The following is a 20,474-nucleotide window of genomic DNA, read 5'->3' on the forward strand; positions in this document are numbered from 1 at the left end:
GAACTGTCATTTTTAGCCCCTCCCCCTCAGGGGAGGGAAAGGGGGTGGGGGCTCGCCGGATGGTGCGGCGCAGGGGGAGGGCCCCCACCCAACCCTCCCCTGAAGGGGAGGGCTTAAAGTTAACTAGAAAGTCGCCTGCGAAGCAGCCGGCACCACACTCTCACCAGCCCCCACCGGCGCAGCCACCGCCTTGATCGCCACAGCCCGCGTAGCAACCTTCCCACCCGGCACCGCCGATTGAAGATTGCTCACAACCACGCGATCACTGGGCGACAAGCCCGACCGGATGATCCGCAGCCCATCCACCACAGGCCCAAGCTCCACCGGCTTGGCGGAAACGCTGTCATCCTTGCCGACGACCAGCACCGTCTTGCGCGCCTGATCCGATTGCACCGCCTCATCGGGGATTAGCAGCGCATTCACCTTGCCGCCATTGGCGAGGCGCATGTTGCCGAACATGCCGGGCGTCAGGAACATGCCGGGATTGGCGAACACCGCGCGAATGCGGATCGTGCCGGACCGGGGATCAAGTCCGTTGTCGGTAAAATCCAGACGGCCCTTGTGGCGATAATCGGCCTCATCCTGCAACCGCACCTCGACCGCGCCAGCGCCGTCCTTGTCCCGCTGGGACTTGAGATACAGCGCTTCGGACGCGTCGAAGTTGAAATAGATGGGATCAAGCTTGTTGATGGTGGTCAGCAAGGTCGCGCCTGCGCCTTCCGCGCCGGACACTAGATTGCCGATATCGACGCGCCGGTCCGACACACGCCCCGAAATGGGCGCGCGCACCTGAGTGAACTCCACCTCCAGCGCCCGCTGGCGCTCGCGCGCCTGTGCCGCCGCCAACGCCGCCTGAGCGGCTTGCAGCCGCGACCGCAGCGCATCGACTTCGCTGGCCGAAACCGCTTCGTCGCCTGTCAGGCGCTGAACCCGCTTATAGTCATTCTGCGCCAACAGCAGCGTGCTGCGGGCGCTGGCGCTATTGGCGCGGGCTTCCGCAAGAGCCGCCAGGAAGGGGCGCTGGTCGATGGTGAACAGCAACTGCCCCGCCTTCACATAGTCACCGTCCCGGAAATGGATCGCCGTCACCGAACCCGATACGCGCGGGCGGATATCGACCGTTTGGCTCGGCGCGAACCGCCCGACATAATCATCCCATTGCGTGACCGCGCGGCTGAGCGGCGCAGCGACCCCCACCACTGCGAGCGCCGACGGTGCGGCCTGAGCCTGGGGACGATCGATCACTTTCCACCCAATGCCGCCCAGCACCACAAGCGCAATCCCTGCGATTGCGGCATGACGCTTGCGTGGCCGGAGGAGGGGGGAAGACACCGCGTTGCTGCTGTCGGCGTCGATGGACTTGTGCATGTTCATGCGAAACTCCTGACCTTCGGGCTGCCGCGCATCGCGGCGATGGCGGCAAGCAGCCGTTCGAGATGAGCGTCGCTGAACCCTGCGGACCGGAAGGCGGATATGCGGCGCGAATGGACGTCATAGCTGCGGTGCCAGGCTTCGACGGCGATCTGCCGCAGTGCTTCCAACCGCTTGTCGGCAAGCCGTGGGTCGGGCTTTTGCCCGAAGATCAGCCTTTGCAGCCGGGTCCAGCGGCCCGGTTCCCGCAGCGTCGCCAGGCTGTCCTGCCGGGCAAGCTGCACGACCTGCCATTCCAAGGGAGAAAAGGTGGCCGCTTCGGCCTTCGCCGCCGGGCTGTAAAGCGTCCCCCCGGTGCCGCCTTCGGCCAGGAATATGTCTGAACGATAGACCATGATCTCGTCCCCTGTTTTGGGAAGGCAGCAGAGCTGGGGCGCGCGAAGGAACGCGCCGCAAAGTCACTGCCTTTCGCGGATAGATGAATAACCCCTGCGCGCCCCTCGCATGGTTGCGCCAGGACGATCAGCGTCTCTTGATGATGAAAAGGAACGGCCTTCCTCTCCGAACGGCCGTGCCTGCGCCGCTATTGACGGCAACCCCTGTCTTGCATTCGACCTCCTGACCAAGAGCATGTCGAATAAATTACCAGACGGTATATAAATCTAGGGCAATAGCGCGTCAAGTAGCTTTATGTACCGACCGGTCTTTTTTTATTAGAAGGCAGAAATTGCACTGATATTACGCACTGGGCCACATGGCGAGGGTCGTATCCACAAGCTGGGTCAAGCGGCCCTCCGCCACGCCGGAACCGGCCTGCACGGCGATGCCCTGGAGGATCGTCGAAAGATAAAGGGCAAGTGCTCGCGGTTCGACACCGGGGGGCAGATCGCCTTCCTCCTTCGCGCGTTCGAACCGTTCGACAAGCGCACGGTCGGACGATGCGCGGCGCGCCAAAATCTCTTCGCGAATGCATTCGGCATGCGAGGTATTGGCGACCGAGCTGATGACGCCCATGCACCCCTTGGGATCTGTGCTGCCGCACTGCATGGCGAGCGCGCCCCGCAGCAGCCGTTCCGCCACTTCCTTGGCCGTCGGCGCTTCCAACGCTGATTTCACATAACAGAGCTTATCCCGCTCATAGAGGTCGAGCGCCTTGCGGAACAGCGATTCCTTGTTGCCGAAACAGGCGTAAAGGCTGGGCTTGGTGATGCCCATCGCCTCGGTCAGTTCGGCGAGCGACGCGCCCTCATAACCGCGCCGCCAGAATATCTCCAGCGCGGCGGCAAGCGCCTTGTCTGGATCAAATTCGCGCGGACGGCCTCTGACAGGGGCGGAAGCGTTTTTCATACCGGTCAGTATATAGATATTCCTGCGGATAGCTCAAGGGCGATGAAAGCCGCTGCTTCTTCATGACGCGGCTGCCATCATCAATATTCTTCCCTCTTCGCCCGCATATCCCCTATCGGTCGGCCAGCGCATGCTGCCACGGAATGAGGAACAATGGTCGAGGCGAATACCGTCTTCATCGATATCTGCCTGCGCGGGGGAAGCATCGGGCTCCTGCTGCTGGGGGCGATCATGCTGTGCCGCGCGCCTGTATCCTATGCATCCCGGCTTGGCATGATGCTGATGCTGTGCACCGTCGCCTTCGTGCTGGAAGGCGTGCCGGTGATCCAGGGACTCCTGCCGCTCGACTGGTTCATCAAACTTTGTTCGGCGCTTGTGATCCCGCTGTTCTGGCTGTTCGCCCGCGCCTGGTTCGACGATGATTACCGGCCGGGCGGCATTGATGGAGCCGTCGCGATCGCGTTCGTCGCCGCGGTCCTCGTGCAGCATCAGGCGAAACACCGGCCGGGCGATCCGGGGGCGAGCGACGCCATCGTCTACGGCCTTGGGACCATGCTTGCTGTCCATGCGCTGTGGCTCGCCTGGCGGGACCGCGCGTCCGATCTGGTCGAGCCGCGCTGCCGCGTGCGGCTGCTGTTCGTCATCGCCGTCGCGCTGACGATCGTCTGGTCGCTGTGGAGCGAGGCGGCGAGCCGGTTCGCCACGCCCCTGCCATGGCTTTCCCTGGCCGATGCGGCGGTGCTGTTCCTTCTCACCCTCGGCCTCGACAGCGCGCTGTTCGGCCTCGCGCACCCGGAAACCTTTCCGCATCCCGCAAGGCCGGGGATCGCCCCGGCGCGGCCGGAGGCAAAGCCGTCCTCGCCGGAGGAGGAGCTTGTCGATCCCGTGCTGAAACACCGGCTGGACCAGATCATGGAGCATGACCGGCTGTATCGCGATCCCGAACTGACGATAGGGCAGCTTGCGGTCCGGCTGGGCACCGCCGAACACCGGCTGCGGCGGCTGATCAACGGCGGGATGGGGTTTCGCAATTTCAACGCCTATCTCAACGCGAAACGGATCGAGGAGGTGCGCGCGGCGCTTGCCGACCCGGCGCAGACGGACGTGCCCATCCTGACCATCGCGATGGATGCGGGCTTCGGCAGTCTGCCCGCATTCAATCGCGCCTTCAAGGCCGCCGCCGGGGAAACGCCGCGCGATTTCAAGCAGAGGATGCGGGTGGCGAGCTGATCGATTTCGAAATTCGACCTGTCGATTTCGAGATCGCAAGGCCAAGGCAGCATGAATGGGTGAAGCCGGTCCCCGGCCCAACAGACCGGACACCCGCCTTTCATGACTCATCCGCCTCGCGCTTGCATCGCGACCAGTCCTTTCCTTCTCCTCGCGCTGCTCGTCCTGCTGCCTGCCTGCTCGCCGGGCGAACAGGCGCAGACCCGTTCCGCCGACACGGCCCTTGTGGAAGCGATCCGCCCGGCGGTCAGCGATAGCGGAGAGAGCCGCAGCTTCGATGCGGTCGTTCGCCCCAGGCGCTCGGTCGATCTCGCTTTCCGTCAGGGTGGACGCGTGGCTGCCCTGAGGGTTCAGGTGGGGCAGATCGTTGCCGCAGGCGAGGTCATCGCCCGTCTGGCCCAGCCGGAAGCCGAAGCTGCGGCGGATCAGGCGCTGGGTGAAGAGGCGAGCGCCCGCGCCGATCTGCGGCAGGCGGAGGATGCAGCCGCCCGCGTCAGGGGACTGGGCAGCGACGGCACTGTCGCCGCTGGAGATGTCAGCCAGCGCCGCTTCGCCGCCGACGCAGCCAGAGCCAGGCTGATGGCAGCGCAGGCGCGGCTGCGCCAGGCAAGGGCGACGGCCGATGAGGGGCTGCTGCTTGCCCCAGCCGATGGCGTGATCACGGAAATCGTCGCGGAACCCGGCACTGTCGTCAGCGCGGGGATGGCCGTCGTCCGCATCGCGACCGGCGCGTCCGAAGTGGAATTGCGGGTGCCGGAAGATGTCATGCTGAAACCCGGAGCGACCGCTGCGATCACATTCTGGAACCGTCCCGGAACGGTCGCGGGGCGGTTGCGCGCCATCAGTCCGCAAGGCGACGCGCTGCGGATGCGCAAGGCATGGTTCACCCTGCCCGCCACAGCGCCCGCCGTGCCGTTCGGCAGCAGCGCGACCGTCACCATCGCGGACGCCCCGGAAGGAACGCGAATGCGCGTGCCCCTTACCGCTTTGGGCAGCGTGGCGGATGCGGGGAAGGGCGCCAATGTCTGGGCACTGACCGGCGATGGACGCCATGTCCGTCCCCAGCCGGTCCGCATCATCGCATTGCGCGGCGAGGATGCCATCGTCGCCGGGCTGAAGGACGGCACGCCCATCGTTGCCAGCGGAACGCACGGGCTTCGTCCGGGTCAGGCCGTGACGGTTGTCGAGATGCTGGAAGGGCGCTGAACGAATGTCGCGCTTCAACCTGTCCCGCTGGGCGACCGGACATCCCGCGCTGGTCGGCTTCCTCGTCGCGCTGCTGTTCGTGGCGGGCGCGGTTCAGTTCCTTCACCTCGGCCGGGCGGAAGATCCCGGCTTCACGCTCAAGGACATGATCGTTTCGGCAAGCTGGCCGGGCGCGAGCGCCGCGCAGATGCAGGCGCAGGTCGCCGATCCGCTGGAACGCAAGCTCCGCGCGACCGAATCAATCGAGACCATCCAGACCTACTGCGTCGATGGGGCGTGCGTGCTCACCCTGTCCCTGTTCGATGGCGCGCCGCCCGCGCGCGTGCCGGAGATATGGCAACAGGTGCGGCGTGAACTGTCGGACCTGCGGCCCAGCCTGCCCGATGGCGTGGCGTTGAGCGCGAACGATGAATATTCCGATGTCTATGGCTATGTCTTTCTTCTGACCGGCGCTGAAAATGCGCGGCTCGTCCAGCAGGCCGAACATATGCGCAGGTCTTTCCTGCGCATCCCCGGCGCTGGAAAGGTGCAGATCGCGGGAGAAGTGCCGCGGCAGATTGTCGTCGCCTTCGATCCCGCCCGGCTCGCCGGGATGGGCATCACGCCGGGGCAGGTGGCGCGGGCGCTCTCCCGCCGGAATATGGTGACGCCAGCGGGGACCTATCAACTCCCGCTCCGCGTGCCCGTCCGCATTGCCGGAGAGGCCGATGGCGCGGGAGCGGTGGAAAACACGATGGTCGCAACGCCCGGCGGCGCCGTCCGGGTCGGCGATATCGCCACCGTCAGCCGGGGCTATGCCGATCCGCCGCCCATGCTCGTCCGCCATCAGGGACAGCCCGCCGTCTCGCTGTCCGTCGCCATGCGGCCGGGCGCGGACGGCCTCGCCTTCGGCAAGGCGCTGCGTGCGCAGGCGGATCAACTGCGCAGCCAGCTTCCGGCAGGCATGATGCTGTCGCAGGTCGAGGATCAAAGCGTGACGATCAGGGAAGCGGTCGACACCTTCCTCGTCAAATTCTTCGCGGCCCTGACCGTGGTGCTCATCGTCGCCTTTCTGACGCTGGGGCTGCGGACCGGCATCGTCGTCGCATTGTCGGTGCCCCTGACGCTCGCGATCGTCGCCCTGTTCATGGGCGTGGCTGGCATCGGCCTTGAACGCATATCGCTGGGTGCGCTGATCCTGTCGCTGGGGCTGCTGGTGGACGACGCGATCATCAGTGTCGAGGCGATGGCCGTGCAATTGGAAAAGGGGGCCAGCCGCATGGACGCGGCGGCCTATGCCTGGACCCACACGGCCTTTCCGATGCTGACCGGCACGCTCCTCACCGTCGCCGGGTTCCTGCCCGCCGGCCTCGCACGGTCGACCACCAGCGAATATGCGGGCGGCATCTTCTGGGTGACGGGCGCGGCCCTGCTGGTCAGTTGGATCGTTGCCGTGGTCTTCACGCCTTATCTTGGCGTCAAGCTGCTGCCCATGCCGGACAAGCCGGAAAGCCACGACCTTTATGACCGCCCCGTCTACCGCAGGCTGCGCGCGACCGTGTCATGGTGCATCGCGCGGCGTGGCCTGATCGTCGCGGGGACCGCCGGGCTGCTGGCGGTCAGCCTCGCGGGCGCGCTCCTCGTGCGTCAGCAATTCTTCCCGGCATCGGACCGTCCCGAACTGATCGTCGACATCGCGATGCGGCCCGGATCGTCGATCGGCGCGACCAGCGCTGCCGTGGCCCAGATCGAAAAGGGCCTCGCGCGCGATCGCGACATCGCCTCGCTCAACAGCTATATCGGCGATGGCGTGCCGCGCTTCTATCTTCCATTCGGTCCGCAGCTTCCCAATCCGGCCACCGCCACGGTGATGATCGTCGCACGGGATCTGGCTGCGCGCGAGCGGCTGGTCGAAAAGATCGGCAGACTGCGCGTCACGCCCGACGCCCACCTCCATCCCCGGCGGCTCTCGCTGGGCCCCAGCCTTGGCTTTCCCGTGCAATATCGCGTCGCCGGGCCGGATGTGGAGCGGCTCCGCGCCATTTCTGGCGAGATCGCGGACGTGCTTCGCACCACGCAGGACGCGACCGCCGTTCAGGTGAACTGGGGGCTGCCATCGCCCGCCGCGATCGTGCGGTTCGATGCGGCCCGGCTGGGGCATATCGGCGGCGATCGCACCGGCATGGCGGATGATGTGAACATCGTCCTTTCGGGCATGCAGGCGGGCGAAGTGCTGGACGGCAACAAGCGCGCCGCCATCCTGCTGCGCGGCGCGCAGCCCGATCGCACGGACCCCGCCCGGCTGGAGGACGTCGCCGTCACCACTGCGCAGGGTTCCGCGCCCCTTGGCCAGCTTGGCCGCGTTTCGATTGCGCAGGAACAGCCGATCCTCTGGACCCGCAATGGCGAACCGGTGATGACGGTGCAGGCCGATATGGCGGGCAATGTCCAGGCGTCGCAGATCCTCGCCCGCGCCAAGCCGCGCATCGACCGCATCGCGCAGGCGCTGCCGCCCGGCTATCGCATCGAAATCGGCGGTGACGAGGAACTTTCGGCCAAGGCGAACAAGGCCATCGTCGACCTTCTGCCTGTCGCGTCCGCGGTCATGCTGCTGCTGCTCATGATCCAGCTCCAGAGCATCCGCCATGTGCTGCTGGTGCTGGCCACAGCGCCGCTGGGGCTGATCGGCGCGGTCGCGGCGCTGCTCGTCACCGGTGCGCCCTTCGGCTTCGTGGCGCTGCTCGGCCTTATCGCGCTGGCGGGCATGATCATGCGCAACTCGATCATCCTGGTCGATCAGGTCCAGGTCAATCAGGCGGGCGGGGCAAGCCTGAACGCTGCGCTGCTTGACGCCACGATCAGCCGGTCCCGCCCGGTCGTCCTCACCGCGCTCGCGGCCGTGCTGGCGTTCATTCCCTTGAGCTTCAACATATTCTGGGGACCAATGGCGATCGTCATGATCGGCGGATTGGCGGGGGCCACATTGCTGACGCTGCTGGCCTTGCCCGCGCTTTACGCCCTCGTCTTCACGCCCCGCGCAGGTTCATCGGAGGATATCGGCCATGACTGACCGGACATGCCTGCCCCGCACCAGCGCGATGATCCTCGCACTCCTGCTGTCCGCCTGCACGGTCGGGCCGGACTTCGTGCGTCCGGCGCCGGACCTGCCCGCCACCTTTGCGGGCGCGCAGGGGCCGGTGAAGCCGGTGGCCGCCGCATGGTGGCATGGTTTCGAGGATCGTGCGCTCGATGCATTGGAGGCGCGGGGGGTGGTGAACAATCTCGACATCCGGCAGGCCGTGGAAAGGATCGCCGCCGCCCAGGCCCAATATGGGGTGGCCGGGGCCGAAGGCGCGCCCAGCCTGACCGCGCAGGGCAATTACAGCCGCAACCGGGTGGGAACGGCCGGTATCGCCGACTTCGCACGCCCGCTCCTGGGACTGGAGAAGGGCGATGGCGATGCGCCGAAGGGCGTTGATTTCGACATGGTGGGGATTGGCGGCAGCGCGTCGTGGGAAATCGACCTGTGGGGCCGCATACGCCGCAGGCGCGAAGCAGCCGGAGCGCAGGTCGCGGAAAGCCAGGCCGATGCCGATGGCATGCGGCTTTCGGTGCAGGCCGAAATCGCCCGCACTTATTTCCAGTGGCGGCAGGCGGTCCGCGAACTCATGCAGGCCAGGCGGAGCCTTGCCCTGGCGGAGCGGGCGGCGGCCGCGCTCAAGGCCCTTGAGGCGCGCGGACTGGCATCGCGGGCGGATGTCATCGAACGGGAATCGCGCGTCAGGACGGCGCGTGGGAATGAGAGCAGCCTTCAGGAGCAGCGCGACCGCCTGCGCCGCGCCCTGGCCGTGCTGGTCGAGGGCCGCCCGGACGCCCCGCTCGACATTCTGGACATCCATGATGATGAGCCAGCGCTGGGGCCTCCTCCCAGCAGCTTGCCTTCGCAGATGGTGCGCAGCCGCCCCGATATCCTCGCCGCCGAAGCGCGGCTTCACGCCGCGACCGCGCTGGTTGGCGCGGCGAAGGCGGACTTCTATCCTGCCATCAGCCTGAGCGGCCTGTTCAGCCTTGACGCGCTCAGCCTCAAGGATCTGGGCTGGGACTCCCGCAACACCAGCATCGGCGGCGCGATCTCGCTGCCGATCTTCAGCGGCGGACGTCTCCAGCGCACGCTCGACCTTCGGAAATCCGAACAGCGCAGCGCGGCGCTCGCCTATCGCGCAACCGTCGTCGCGGCATGGCAGGAGGTGGAAGACGCGCTGTCCAGCCTGCGCGCGCTGAACGATCAACTGGAACTGGGCAAGGCCGAACGCGATGCCCGCGCGGTCATCGCCAAAACGAGCGATCTCCGCGCACGCCGGGGAGAGACCGGCCTGCTGCCGCTCCTCGACGCGCAGGCCGCCGCCATCGAGGCCGAAATCCAGGCGCAAAGGCAGCGCACCGCCGTCCTTCTCGCCCATGTCCAGCTTTACCGGGCATTGGGGCGATGAGGCGCTATTTCGTGAGTGTTCTAATCGGCAGCATCGCAGGTTTCAGGCCGCCGCTTTCCATCCTGACCACCGTCCGTCCCGCCTCGCGGGCAGGCCGCAGGTTCAGCAACCGCATCCACTATTTCAGCCTGCGTTGAGCGGGGCGGCTGAGCGCTCATGATGCTGCATTCGCTATAGCCGGTAGCGGTTCGCCCGGTGCCGCATTCGTCCGGTCAAGCCCCGCCGCCTGCTCGTAGCTGGCATGGAGCGCGGCATAATGGCCGCCCCGGGCGATCAGTGCGGCGTGGTTCCCGATTTCGGCCACCTGCCCGTTTTCGATGACGGCGATCCGGTGCGCCGAACGGATGGTTTCCAGGCGGTGAGCGATGATCAGCGCGGTGCGGCCTTCGCACAGCACGCGCAGGGCCTGCTGGATGCGGCGCTCGGTGCTGACGTCGACGGCCGACGTCGCTTCGTCCAGCACCAGCACGGACGGGTCGGCCAGATAGGCGCGGACAAGACAGACCAATTGCCGCTGTCCCTGGCTGAGCTGGCTGCCCAGCGGCCCTACCTGCGTCGCATAGCCATGGGGCAGGGCGCTCAGCACGTCATGAGCGCCGATATGCTCCGATGCCGTGACGAGATGCTCGTCGGACGCATCGGGCCGGGCGAGCCGCAAATTGTCGAGCACGGTGCCGCCGAACAGCACATTGTCCTGGAGCACGACGCCGATATGGCTGCGCAGGCTCCGTTCGGCAAAGCTCCTGATGTCCTGTCCGTCCAGCAGCACCGCGCCTTCATCAACATCATAGAAGCGGGTGAGCAGTTGCACGAGCGTGCTCTTGCCATGGCCTGTCGGTCCCACGATCGCCAGCACCTCGCCCGGCTCGATGGTGAGGCTGAGGCCCCTGATGACAGGCTGGCCGGGGCGATAGCCGAAGCTGACATCGCGAAACTCTATGCGCCCCTCCACCAGGGGCGGGATCAGGGCGTCAGGGGCGTCGGCAATTTCCGGCTCGGTATCCAGCAGCAGGAAGATGCGCTGGGCGCAGGCCGTGCCGTTGGCGAAGCGTTCGAAGAGGTCGCTGAATTCCTGGAGCGGAGCGAGGAAGAGGAAGACGTAGAATAGGCTTTGCGTGAGTTCGCCCAGGGTCAGCGTGCCCAGCGCCAGCCCCCGGCCGCCCACCACCAGCGTCAGCGCCAGCCCGGCGGTGGTCAGCAGGCCGGTGAAGGGCGCGAACCAGCCCGAACGCACTGAACCGAAGATGAGCGAAGAATTGAAGTCTTCCAGCAGGCCCTGATATTTGGCGAGGTTCTCGCGATCCCGCCCGGATTGCTTGATCAGGCGGACGGCGGCGACCGTTTCGACCAGATGGGCGGTGAAGCGGCTGCGGTTTTCAGCGACGCTGGCCCAGCTGCGCTGCGCGACCCGCTTGAACAGGAAGGTTGCGGCGACCAGCACCGGCACCACCGCCGCCAGCCCCGCGAGCAGCGCCGGAGCGATCAGCCACAGGAGGAAGCCGGACAGGCAGAGCCGCAGCACGGCCGACAGAAATTCGGGCGGCCCCTGGATCAGCAGCGGCTCCAGCGTATCGAGGTCGCGGTCGGCGCGCGCGATGATGCGCCCTGCCTTGGTCCGGTCGAAATAACCGACGCTGAGACGCTGGACATGGGCGAAGACGCGCGTGCGCAGATCGTTGAGGACGCGGATCGCCGCCAACCCCGCGCAATATTGCGACAGGCCGCCGAGGGCGAAACGAATGCCCCAGGTCGCGGCCAGCCCGGCGCAGGCCCAGGCGATCAGCGGCGCGTCGACGCCCGCCTGCCTCAACCCCCGGTCGATGACGAGCCCGATCAGCAGCGGCCGGGCGAAGATCGCCAGCACTTGCACCAGTTCGATTCCGATCACCGCCGCGATCGGCCGCCACACCGGCGCGATCAGGGGCAGCAGCCTTGATACGACGCTCTGGTTCAGCGATCTTTTGGAAAGCGTTTCCTCCAGTTCGATATCGGAAAGGGCGCTGTCGCCACGAAAGCCGTTCATCGTCCTACAGTCCCATCAGCGCGCGATAATGAGCGCTCTGCTCGACAAGTTCGGCATGGGCTCCTTCCGCGACGATCCGTCCACCGGCCAGCACCGCAACCCGGTCGGCGATCAGGGCGGTGGACAGGCGGCTGGCGACGATCAGCATCGTCAGCGGCCGGGCGCGTCCGCCGCGCAGGCTGCGGATATTGTCGATCGCCCGGCGCTCCGTCCGCGCGTCGAGCGCGCTGGTGGCGTCGTCCAGCACCAAAATGTCCGCATCGGCAAGCAGCGCGCGGGCGAGGCAGACACGCTGCCGCTGTCCGCCCGACAGGGTGGCGCCCCGGTCGCCGACCCGCGTGTCCAGCCCTTCGCTCAGGCGGTCGAGCAACTCTCCGGCCGCGGCATGGTCCAGCGCCGCGCGCAGCTCCGCTTCCGTCGCATCGGGCGCGCACAGCCGCAGATTGGCCGCGAGCGTATCGGAAAAGAGGAAATTTTCCTGCGGCAGCACATGCACCCGGCGGCGCAGTTCGCGCAGGTCCAACTCGCGAATATCCTGCCATCCGCTTTCGTCCGATCCGATTTCTACCGCGCCGCCGTCCACCTCGACCAGCCGGGGGAGCAGGGCGGTGAGGATGCTCTTGCCCGATCCGGTTGCGCCAACCAGCGCGACGATTTCCCCTGGCCGCACCGTCAGGCCAAGATCGCGCAGAACCGCCGCGCCATCGCCCAGCGGCGATGCGGACAGGTTGCGCAGACGGACGCCCAATGGGCCGGAAGGCAGCGGCTTTGCCCCTGACCGGATCACCGGCTCTGCGTCCAGCACTTCCCAGATGCGCGCGGCCGAAGCGCGGGCGTCGGCGATGACCTGCAACAGGCGGCCAATCCCCTCTATCCGCAGCACGAGCGTGTTGACCACCAGCATGGCCGCGACCAGCGCGCCCACGCCCAGCATCCCTTGCGCCACCATCCATGCGCCAAAGCCCAGCACCCAGGCATGGGACAGCGCGATGATCGTCTGGGGCAGAGGCACGCGGCGGGAGGCATGGCGGATCGCCGCCTTGGCTTCCGCGCGGAACAGATCGACATGGGCACGGAAACGCTCCGCCCGCGCTTCGCCGAGCGAAAAGGCCTTGATGACGCGGACGCCGTTCACGCCTTCGGACAGGTCCTGCGTCACTGCGTCATAGGCGTCGCCGATCCGCCGGTCGAGCGCGACCAGCGTGTCCGCCTCTGACCAGAGGAGCGCGATGCCCAGTGCCAGCAGCAGCGCGGGAACCAGCGCCAGCCAGGGGGAATAGACGCAGAGCAGGCCAAGCGAGATGGCGACGATCAGCCCGGTTTCGAAAATCTGCCGCCAGAAGTTGATGAGCGCGTCGCGCACCTTGTCGGCGTCGCGGGTCATCCGCGTCACCATCTCGCCGACGCCGTGCCGCCAGTGATAGGCAAGGTCGAGCCGCTGGATCTGCACAAGAATGCGCGCCCGCAATATCGTCAGCAGCCGCTGGCCGATGGAAAGGGAGAGGAGCCCCGCGCCATATTGCACCGCCGCGCGCGCGAGGGAGAGTCCGATGAGCAATACGACCCAGAACCAGGCGCGATGATAGTCAAGCCCGTCAGGCCCCGCGACGACCAGTTTGCCATGCTGCGCTTCCTGCACCGCATGGCCGACCAGCACCTGTTGCCCGACCAGCGCGATATTGATCGCCGCCAGCAGGACGGCGGTCAACAGGAACCGGCCCGGCATCTCGCCATAGATGGCAAGGCAGCGCAGCAGCGGGCTGCGTTGCAATAGTCCGCTCTCCCCCACGGCCCTCTCCCCCACGGCCCTCTTCCCCACGGGCTGCGTCAGCTGGCCAGCGCGAGCGGCTGCGCGGCTTCCAGCGGGCGCGGGTCGATCCATTGGCGCACGTCGAAGCTTTGCGGGATGAAGTTCCAGCGGTGCAGGAAGTCGGTGAAGTCCTGGAGCGCCACGATCGACTGTTCGGCGAGGCCGGTCTTCAGCTTCGTATGGGCATCCTCGCCATAGGCGATGCTCACCCAATATTCGCTGCTGTTGGTTTCGCGGGCCAGATAGCGGCGTACTTCGGATGGGTGGGATTGCGCCCAATGTTCGGCGCGCAGCACCTGTTCGGCAATGGTGACGGCGGCATCGAAATGATTGTCGATCAGATGGCCGTCCACCGCCAGAGTGCGCGGCGTGCCATTATTGGCGCGCACCAGCGGATCGGGATGGATGCCGGTGTCGATGACGGTCGTCAGCCCGAACTGATGCGCGATCTGCGCGCCGCTTGCGCCCTTGAGGAAGATCGCGTCGACCTCGCCGCGCAGCAGGGCGATCAGCTCCAGATTATTGGCGCGCGCCCGGCTGGTGCTGCGCCCGTTCCAGGCGAGCATGCCGCCGACGGTCTGCGCCTGGCCATCGCTGTAGTGGGTTTCGATATCCTGATCGACCAGTTCGACATCGGATACTTCCAGCCCCTCCAGCCGCAGCGCATTTTCAAGGCCGCGAATGGCCTGGGCGCGGCTGAAGTCGATCTCCACATTCTTCCAGTTTGGCAGGCCGAAGCGCCGTCCTTTCAGGTCACGGACGGAGGTGATGCCAGATTCCGGGCTGGCGAGGATCAACTGCGTTTCGTCCGCCCAGGACAGGCCGATGACGCGCGTGTCGCGGCCCCGCGCCCGCGCGCTGATCGCAGGAATATTGCCGCCGTGGCGGACGCTGTTCTGGACGGTGTGGGAGAAATGCGACTCCCGCTTGGCGAAATCGCTGGATTCGAGGAGCGAGGAAAGGCGTGTGCCCTGAGCGCGGAAGGCTTCTTCCAGCCAGCCTTGCTGAATGGCGATGCCAAGGCCGGTCGGGACGGGGCAGCGAGTGTACCAGAGGGTATCGAGGGTGTTGGACATGAAGGCACTCCTTTTCAGTGCAAGGCGCTCCTGCGGAGGCGGGAGCCACGGCGATGCTAAGCGGCAGACTCCAGAATGGCCTCGGCCGGGGCTGTTCGTGCATTGGGATTTTCCGGGCGCGGCAGGTTCAGATGTTCGCGCAGGGTCGCGCCTTCATATTCGGTGCGGAACAGGCCGCGCCGTTGAAGTTCGGGAACCACCAGGTCCACGAAATCCTCCAGCGAACTCGGCAGCAGCGGCGGGATGAGGTTGAAGCCATCGGCGGCATCACGCTCGAACCAGTCCTGGATCTGGTCGGCGATGTCGCCGGGCGTGCCCAGCACCACCCGATGCCCGCGCACGGCATTGAAGCGCAGGAAAAGCTGGCGGATGGTGAGATTCTCGCGCCGGGCCAAGGCGGTGAGCTGCCGCCAGCGGCCCTTGCCGTTTTCCGGCTCCGGCAGGTCAGGCAGCGGCCCGTCGAGCGGATAGGCGCTGACATCCTGGCCCATGAGGTTGAGGTCGCCGGAAAAATCCACCTTCTCCTCCAGCGCGCCGAACTTGTCCTGCGCCTCCTGAAGGCTGGAGCCGATGGTGAAGGAAAGGCCAGGCATGACCTTCAACGTATCGGGATCGCGGCCGTAGCCAGCGACGCGGGCTTTCACATCCTTGTAGAATGCCTGCGCATCCTCGATGAACTGGGCGGCGGCATAGATCATCTCGGCATGGCGGGCGGCGAAATCGCGGCCGACTTCCGAATTGCCCGCCTGCGCGAAGACCGGATAGCCCTGAACCGGGCGCGGCATGTCCAGCACGCTGTCGATATGATAATAAGGCCCGCGATAATGGACGGGATGCACCGCATCGGCGTTCAGGTAGACGCCGCTTTCCTTGTCCGCGCCTTCAAAGGCGTCGTCTTCCCAGCTGTTCCACAGCGCCTTGGCCAGCTCCACGAAATCATGGGCGCGGGCATAGCGTTCGGCGTGGCTGGCGGGCTGGTCGATGCCGAAGCTCCTGGCCGCGCCGTCCGCCAGCGAAGACACGATGTTCCAGCCGATCCGCCCGCCGCTGATATGATCGAGCGAGGCGAAGCGGCGGGCGAGGGCATAGGGCTGTTCGAAATTGGTGTTCACCGTCGCGACCAGGCCGATATGGCTGGTGATGCTGGCGAGCGCGGCGGTCGCGGTCAGCGGTTCGAAATCGAGGAAGGCGTGGCGCCGCTCGATCCCCCTGGTGCTGTCGCCGCTCTGGCCCACGAAGTCGGCGAAGAAGGCCGCGTCCAGCTTGCCCCGCTCGGCGGTGTGGACGAGGTTCGCCCAATAGCGGAAATCCGGCTTGCCGGTGTCTGCGGTGCCCGGCTGACGCCATGCGCCGGGATGATGGCCGTGGCGCGTGAGGAATACGGCGAGCGCGAGCTGGCGCTTCTTCTGGGACATGGGATGCTCCGGTTTTGTCTGGCGTTGGGTATTATGCTGTGCATGGCACTGTCTGACCTCCGTTCGGGCTGAGCCTGTCGAAGCCTTTTTACTGGGAGCGGCTTCGACAGGCTCAGGACGAACGGAATGAGAGCAGGTCCGGCGCCTTTGCCTACTCGGCAGCCTGCGCGGTTTCCCGCAGGTGGATCGTGCCGTCATCGTCGACGCGCGCATCGGGCGGCACCAGCTTGCCCATCTTCCATTGCTGCTCCAGCACGCCGGGGCCGAAGGGCTTGGAACCGCCAAGCGCCTGGCCCAATATCTGGAACTGCGCGCCTTCCTCCAGCAGCACGATATTGTTGGTGAGGTCGCGCAGGCCCTTCCAGCTCCAGATCGTCGCGCCGCCATTGGCCTCTACAATGCCGGGCACCTCGCGATCCTTCTCGATGGAATCGAGGATGAAGTCGGGTTCGGGCTGGCGGCGGTTGATGTACACGGGCAGTTGCGCGGTGAAGCGGAAGCGGCGGTTGGGCACGTAGAGCAGCGGCAGTTCCGAATGCGCCTGCGAATAAGCGCCCAGATGCGGCGTGTGGACGTGGCTGATCGCCTTGAAATCAGGATATTTCCTGAAGATTTTCAGGTAGCGCGCCGCGCCGCCCGGAGCGTTGCCCCAATAAAGCGTGCCATCGAAGCCGATGACGCTGGTGACGGCCTGATCCGGGTCGTCTTCCCACAGCCCGGCATAGTTCAGTGTGATGATCTTCTCTTCATCAGGCACCCGGACGGCGAAGAACAGGGTTCCGCTGGCTGAAATGGTCCGGCTGTCGCGCAGCAGGCGGAAGGCGCGGCGCGCGTCCTTCTCCGTTTCCAGCACGAAGGCGATGGCATCTTTCGAAAGTCCGTTGACGTCAGACATGATCTTTCCTTTCAGGCGGAGAGTGCGGCCAGTTGGGGACGCTGTTCATTGAGGGCGCGGGCGGCTTCCAGCGGGCGCGGGTCGATCCAGCCGGAAAGGGCGAAATCCGCGTCGAGGAAGCCGTGGGTGAAGAGGAACTTCTTCTGCTGCTCGAACAGGGAGAGCCGTTCCGCGTCGAGCGTGGGATGCAGTCCTTCGTGCAGGCGGGCATAGGCCTGGTCGACCGCCCCGGCGCTGCCTTCCGTCTCATAGGCCAGGATGTCGCGCAGCCGGTCAGGCTGCTCCGCCACCCAATCCGCCGCGCGCAGCGTCACGGCAAGGAAGCGGACCAGCAGATCGAAATGATCGTCGATCAGGCTCTGGTGGACCGTGATGGGGCGGGGGGTGCCATTATTCACGCGGAAACGCCGGTCCGGCAGGGCATCAAGGTCGATCGCGACGACAAGGCCATTTTCACGCGCCTGATCCAGTGCGGCGGCGCCCTTCACATAGATGGCATCGACCTTGCCCTCCACCAGCGCCTCGATCGGCCAGAGGCGGCCGACGCCGCTGCGCTGACCCTGCCCGCGCGGTTGCAGGTCGCGCCCGCTGCCGCCGATGTTGCGCAGCCGGTCGGGCGTTTCGATCAGGTCCACATCGTCCAAGGTCAGTCCGGCCGATGCCAGCGCGCCCTTATATCCCGCCAGCGACATGCCGCGCGCGATGCTGGTGCCGCGCACGTGGCTGGGGATGTCATTGTGACTCCAGCCGGGGAGCGCCAGCCGCTTGCCCTTGAGATCAGCGGCGGAACGGATGCCCGAGTCCGGCCGGGCGAGGATCAGCTGGCTTTCCTCGATCCAGGTCAGGCCGACCAGCCTGGTTGGTTCCCCCTGCGCCCGCGCGGCGATGGCCAGCATGTTGCCGCCCTCGCGTATCAGCGTCGGCAGGCGGTGGTCATAATGGTGGCGGCCAAGTTCGGACCCGGATTCCTGCAAGGTCTTGAGCGCGATGCCGTCCGCCTCGAAACTTTCGCTCAGCCAGCCCAGCTTGTAGGCGATGCCGGTGGCGGTGGGCACGGGGCAGCGGGTGAACCAGATCTCATCCGGCTTGCTGGCTGTTACAGGGGCGGGGTTGGCTGAAGTCGGCACGGCGCGCATCTCTCCATTTGGTTGCCCGGAGAAAATCGCAAGAGCCGTGCCAATCGCGGAAATGGCGGATATGCGCGGGTTTAGAGGGAGTGGCGCGCGATGGAGTGCGGCATATTGAGCAGCAGGGCTGTTGGTTTTTCAGCGTGGGCGGGCCGCTGTCATCGATCCTCCCTGCACCTGCGGTATGGGGAGGATCGGGGATTTAACGCCTAGATCAAATCCAGATTCTTCAGATGCGTGCGCACTACATTGCGGGTGATGCCCAGCGCCTCCGCCGTCTTGATCTGATTTTCACCGCATTGGCGGAAAGCTTCGGTCACCGTGAAGGCCACCAGCCGGTCGAGCAACTGGTCATGGCCGCCCTTCAGCAGCCGGGCGATGAAGGGCCGGACCGCTTCCTCCAGAGAAGCGGGGTCAGCAGCCGGTTCGCCCGGATCGCCAAGGTCGCTCAATCCCAGATCGGCAGGCAGGATGCGGCCATCCTCGCAGATCAGCGTGGCGCGATGGATCGCATTTTCCAGCTCGCGGATATTGCCGGGCCAGCCATGCTGGAACAACGCTTCCTCTGCCGCCGCGCTCAATTCCAGCCGGTTCGCGCCCGTGCGGGTCCCGTAGATTTCGAGGAAATGGCGGGCGAGCGGCAGGATGTCCGCGCGCCGTTCCCGCAACGGCAGCAGCGGAATGGCGACCACTTGCAGGCGGTAGAACAGGTCCGAACGGAAGCGCCCTTCGTTCACCGCCTGCTGCAATTCTACATTGGTCGCGGCGATCACGCGGACGTTGAGCGGCACCGCCTTGCGCGATCCCAGGCGCACGACTTCCCGCTCTTGCAGCACGCGAAGCAGCTTTACTTGCAGGGGCAGCGACAGGTCGCCAAGCTCGTCCAGAAAGAGCGTCCCGCCATTGGCGGCTTCGAACCAGCCAGGCCGCGCGACATTGGCGCCGGTGAAGGCGCCCTTTTCGTAACCGAACAGTTCCCCTTCGATCAGGGATTCGGAAAAGGCGCCGCAATTGACCGCGACGAAGGGCGTATGCGCCCGGTTGCTGAGGCTGTGCACATAGCGGGCGACCAGTTCCTTGCCCGTGCCGGTTTCCCCCATGATCAGCACATTGGCGTCGCTCGGCGCGATCCGCTCGATCAGCGGCAGCAGGGCGCGAGAACGGGGATCGTTGAATATCAGCGCGCGGGCGCGGGGGCCAACGGCATGATGCCGGTCGCTGTCATAGGCCAGCAAGGGACGGCCATCGCCATTGGTTGCCGATACCAGACCGACCTGCGCCCTGTCTTCGGCGCGGCTGTGCGAACCGTTGTTCATGCTTCCTCCATTGCCGGCGCACGGAGGATAGCAGCTAATTGTCTTCTGTTTTAGTAGAAAATGATCTTGCGGGCCTAGTTGAGCTTTCAACGCGCCAGTCAGAAGGATGCCGCAAGGGCCGATCTCCGTTCCAGCACGGTGCGAAGGGGATCGGCGCAGACCCACGCGCCGACGTCCACGGGCGCTTCCAGAAAGCCGTGCAGCCAGAGGAACTGCGCCTGAATCTTCAACATGCCGACACGCTCCTCCGACAGGTCGGGATGCAGCGCGCGGTGGAAATTGTTGCGATAGGCGGCTTCCACGCCATCCCGCCCGGAAAGCGTTTCCTGGGCGATGATGTCCTTGAGTTCGCCCGGATTGCCCGCCGCCCAATCGGCCGCGCGCAGGCTTTGTTCCAGGAAACATTCGACCAGTCCGGGATGATGGTCGATCATATGCTGGTGCACCACGATCGGCCGCGGCGTGCCGTTGTTCACGCGTGCGAGGCGGCTGGGATAGGCGTCCAGATCGATCCCGGTTTCGAGCCCCAGGCGCTGCGCCGCCTCCGCTCCCGCCGCGCCCTTCACATAAACCGCATCGACGCGGCCCGCCGCCAGCCATTCAAGGCCCAGCCACAGGCGGCGCATGCCCGCCACGCTGGCCTGCTCCACCGGCGGTGCGGGGACTTCGATCAACTGGACATCTTCCAGCGTCAGCCCGCCCAGCGCCAGCGCGCTTTTAATGCCGTGGAGCGCCATGCCGCGCGCGATGCTTTCGCCATGGGTCCGGCCATAGCCGGGCAGGGCGAAGCGCAATCCCTTCAGACCAGCGGGGTCCATGACGCCGACATCGGGGCGCACCATGATCGCCTGCCGCTCGTCGATCCAGGTAAGCCCGATCACGCGGGTCGGCGCGCCCAATGCGCGGGCGGCCAGCGCCTGGATATTGCCGCCTTCGCGGAACAGGTGCCGCGCCTGGTTTTCAGGATCGCTGGCGACCAGGTTCAAACCCAGCTCATGGACGCGCTTGACCGCGATCCCCTGCTGGCCGAAGGCTTCCGCCATCCAGCCCTTGGCGCAAGCGACGCCCGACGCGGCGGGCACCGGACATCGCGTCACCCAGACGCTGTCCAGGGCGGCCCGCTCCGCGACGCTGTTCACCATCCTCTTCCTCCATCTAGGGACTGCCGCTGCATAGCGCCAATCCCGGA

General features: G+C 66.1%; 16 protein-coding genes. 5 read left to right on the forward strand and 11 right to left on the reverse strand.

Annotation, left to right across the window (positions count from 1 at the left end; genetic code table 11):
- Nucleotides 1-123: 123 nt before the first annotated feature.
- The 3 genes from L288_RS38190 to L288_RS38200 form a co-directional block, all read right to left on the reverse strand.
- On the reverse strand, nt 124-1,374 hold the full coding sequence (locus tag L288_RS38190; RefSeq protein ID WP_021239424.1) for an efflux RND transporter periplasmic adaptor subunit: 1,251 nt from the start codon (nt 1,372-1,374) through the stop codon (nt 124-126).
- On the reverse strand, nt 1,371-1,766 hold the full coding sequence (locus L288_RS38195) for a hypothetical protein (protein ID WP_021239425.1): 396 nt from the start codon (nt 1,764-1,766) through the stop codon (nt 1,371-1,373). Before L288_RS38195 ends, L288_RS38190 begins: the two co-directional genes overlap by 4 nt.
- A gap of 343 nt (nt 1,767-2,109) precedes the next feature.
- Entirely contained in the window at nt 2,110-2,718 is a 609-nt protein-coding gene (locus L288_RS38200) for a TetR/AcrR family transcriptional regulator (protein WP_021239426.1), read from the reverse strand.
- A gap of 153 nt (nt 2,719-2,871) precedes the next feature.
- On the opposite strand from L288_RS38200, the gene L288_RS38205 reads away from it, so the two are divergent.
- The 5 genes from L288_RS38205 (at nt 2,872) to L288_RS44155 (ending at nt 9,760) form a co-directional block, all read left to right on the forward strand.
- Complete coding sequence (locus L288_RS38205; RefSeq protein ID WP_021239427.1) at nt 2,872-3,948, forward strand: helix-turn-helix domain-containing protein; 1,077 nt, start codon at nt 2,872-2,874, stop codon at nt 3,946-3,948.
- 102 nt (nt 3,949-4,050) lie between these two features.
- The gene (locus tag L288_RS38210) at nt 4,051-5,154 is read left to right on the forward strand and encodes an efflux RND transporter periplasmic adaptor subunit (protein ID WP_021239428.1); all 1,104 of its coding nucleotides are present in this window, start codon (nt 4,051-4,053) and stop codon (nt 5,152-5,154) included.
- A gap of 4 nt (nt 5,155-5,158) precedes the next feature.
- The gene (locus L288_RS38215) at nt 5,159-8,203 is read left to right on the forward strand and encodes an efflux RND transporter permease subunit (protein WP_021239429.1); all 3,045 of its coding nucleotides are present in this window, start codon (nt 5,159-5,161) and stop codon (nt 8,201-8,203) included.
- Nucleotides 8,196-9,623 (forward strand): efflux transporter outer membrane subunit, encoded by a 1,428-nt coding sequence (locus tag L288_RS38220; RefSeq protein WP_021239430.1) that lies wholly within the window; start codon nt 8,196-8,198, stop codon nt 9,621-9,623. The genes L288_RS38215 and L288_RS38220 overlap by 8 nt, the downstream gene beginning before the upstream one ends.
- An 11-nt stretch (nt 9,624-9,634) precedes the next feature.
- Nucleotides 9,635-9,760: a hypothetical protein gene (locus L288_RS44155; protein WP_269077989.1), complete on the forward strand. Its 126-nt coding sequence runs from the start codon at nt 9,635-9,637 to the stop codon at nt 9,758-9,760.
- Nucleotides 9,761-9,777: 17 nt separating this feature from the next.
- On the opposite strand, the gene L288_RS38225 is transcribed toward L288_RS44155, so the two are convergent.
- The 8 genes from L288_RS38225 to L288_RS38260 all read right to left on the reverse strand — a co-directional run bounded on the left by L288_RS38225 (nt 9,778) and on the right by L288_RS38260 (nt 20,427).
- Complete coding sequence (locus tag L288_RS38225) at nt 9,778-11,646, reverse strand: ABC transporter ATP-binding protein (protein ID WP_021239432.1); 1,869 nt, start codon at nt 11,644-11,646, stop codon at nt 9,778-9,780.
- A 4-nt stretch (nt 11,647-11,650) separates the two neighbouring features.
- Nucleotides 11,651-13,417, reverse strand: coding sequence for an ABC transporter ATP-binding protein (locus L288_RS38230; RefSeq protein WP_021239433.1), 1,767 nt, complete (start codon nt 13,415-13,417; stop codon nt 11,651-11,653).
- Between the two features lie 56 nt (nt 13,418-13,473).
- Nucleotides 13,474-14,532 carry an ABC transporter substrate-binding protein gene (locus L288_RS38235; protein ID WP_021239434.1) on the reverse strand — a complete coding sequence of 353 codons (1,059 nt, stop codon included), beginning with the start codon at nt 14,530-14,532 and terminating at the stop codon, nt 13,474-13,476.
- A gap of 56 nt (nt 14,533-14,588) precedes the next feature.
- Complete coding sequence (locus L288_RS38240) at nt 14,589-15,947, reverse strand: LLM class flavin-dependent oxidoreductase (RefSeq protein ID WP_021239435.1); 1,359 nt, start codon at nt 15,945-15,947, stop codon at nt 14,589-14,591.
- A 151-nt stretch (nt 15,948-16,098) separates the two neighbouring features.
- Nucleotides 16,099-16,842: a class II aldolase/adducin family protein gene (locus L288_RS38245; RefSeq protein WP_021239436.1), complete on the reverse strand. Its 744-nt coding sequence runs from the start codon at nt 16,840-16,842 to the stop codon at nt 16,099-16,101.
- A gap of 11 nt (nt 16,843-16,853) precedes the next feature.
- On the reverse strand, nt 16,854-17,969 hold the full coding sequence (locus L288_RS38250) for an ABC transporter substrate-binding protein (protein ID WP_041208607.1): 1,116 nt from the start codon (nt 17,967-17,969) through the stop codon (nt 16,854-16,856).
- Nucleotides 17,970-18,178: 209 nt separating this feature from the next.
- Nucleotides 18,179-19,285, reverse strand: coding sequence for a sigma-54 interaction domain-containing protein (locus L288_RS38255; RefSeq protein ID WP_021239438.1), 1,107 nt, complete (start codon nt 19,283-19,285; stop codon nt 18,179-18,181).
- Nucleotides 19,286-19,383: 98 nt separating this feature from the next.
- A complete protein-coding gene (locus tag L288_RS38260; RefSeq protein WP_021239439.1) occupies nt 19,384-20,427 on the reverse strand; it encodes an ABC transporter substrate-binding protein in 1,044 nt (347 codons plus the stop codon).
- Nucleotides 20,428-20,474 lie beyond the last annotated feature (47 nt).

The sequence above is a fragment of the Sphingobium quisquiliarum P25 genome, from assembly GCF_000445065.1.
Taxonomy (GTDB): domain Bacteria; phylum Pseudomonadota; class Alphaproteobacteria; order Sphingomonadales; family Sphingomonadaceae; genus Sphingobium; species Sphingobium quisquiliarum.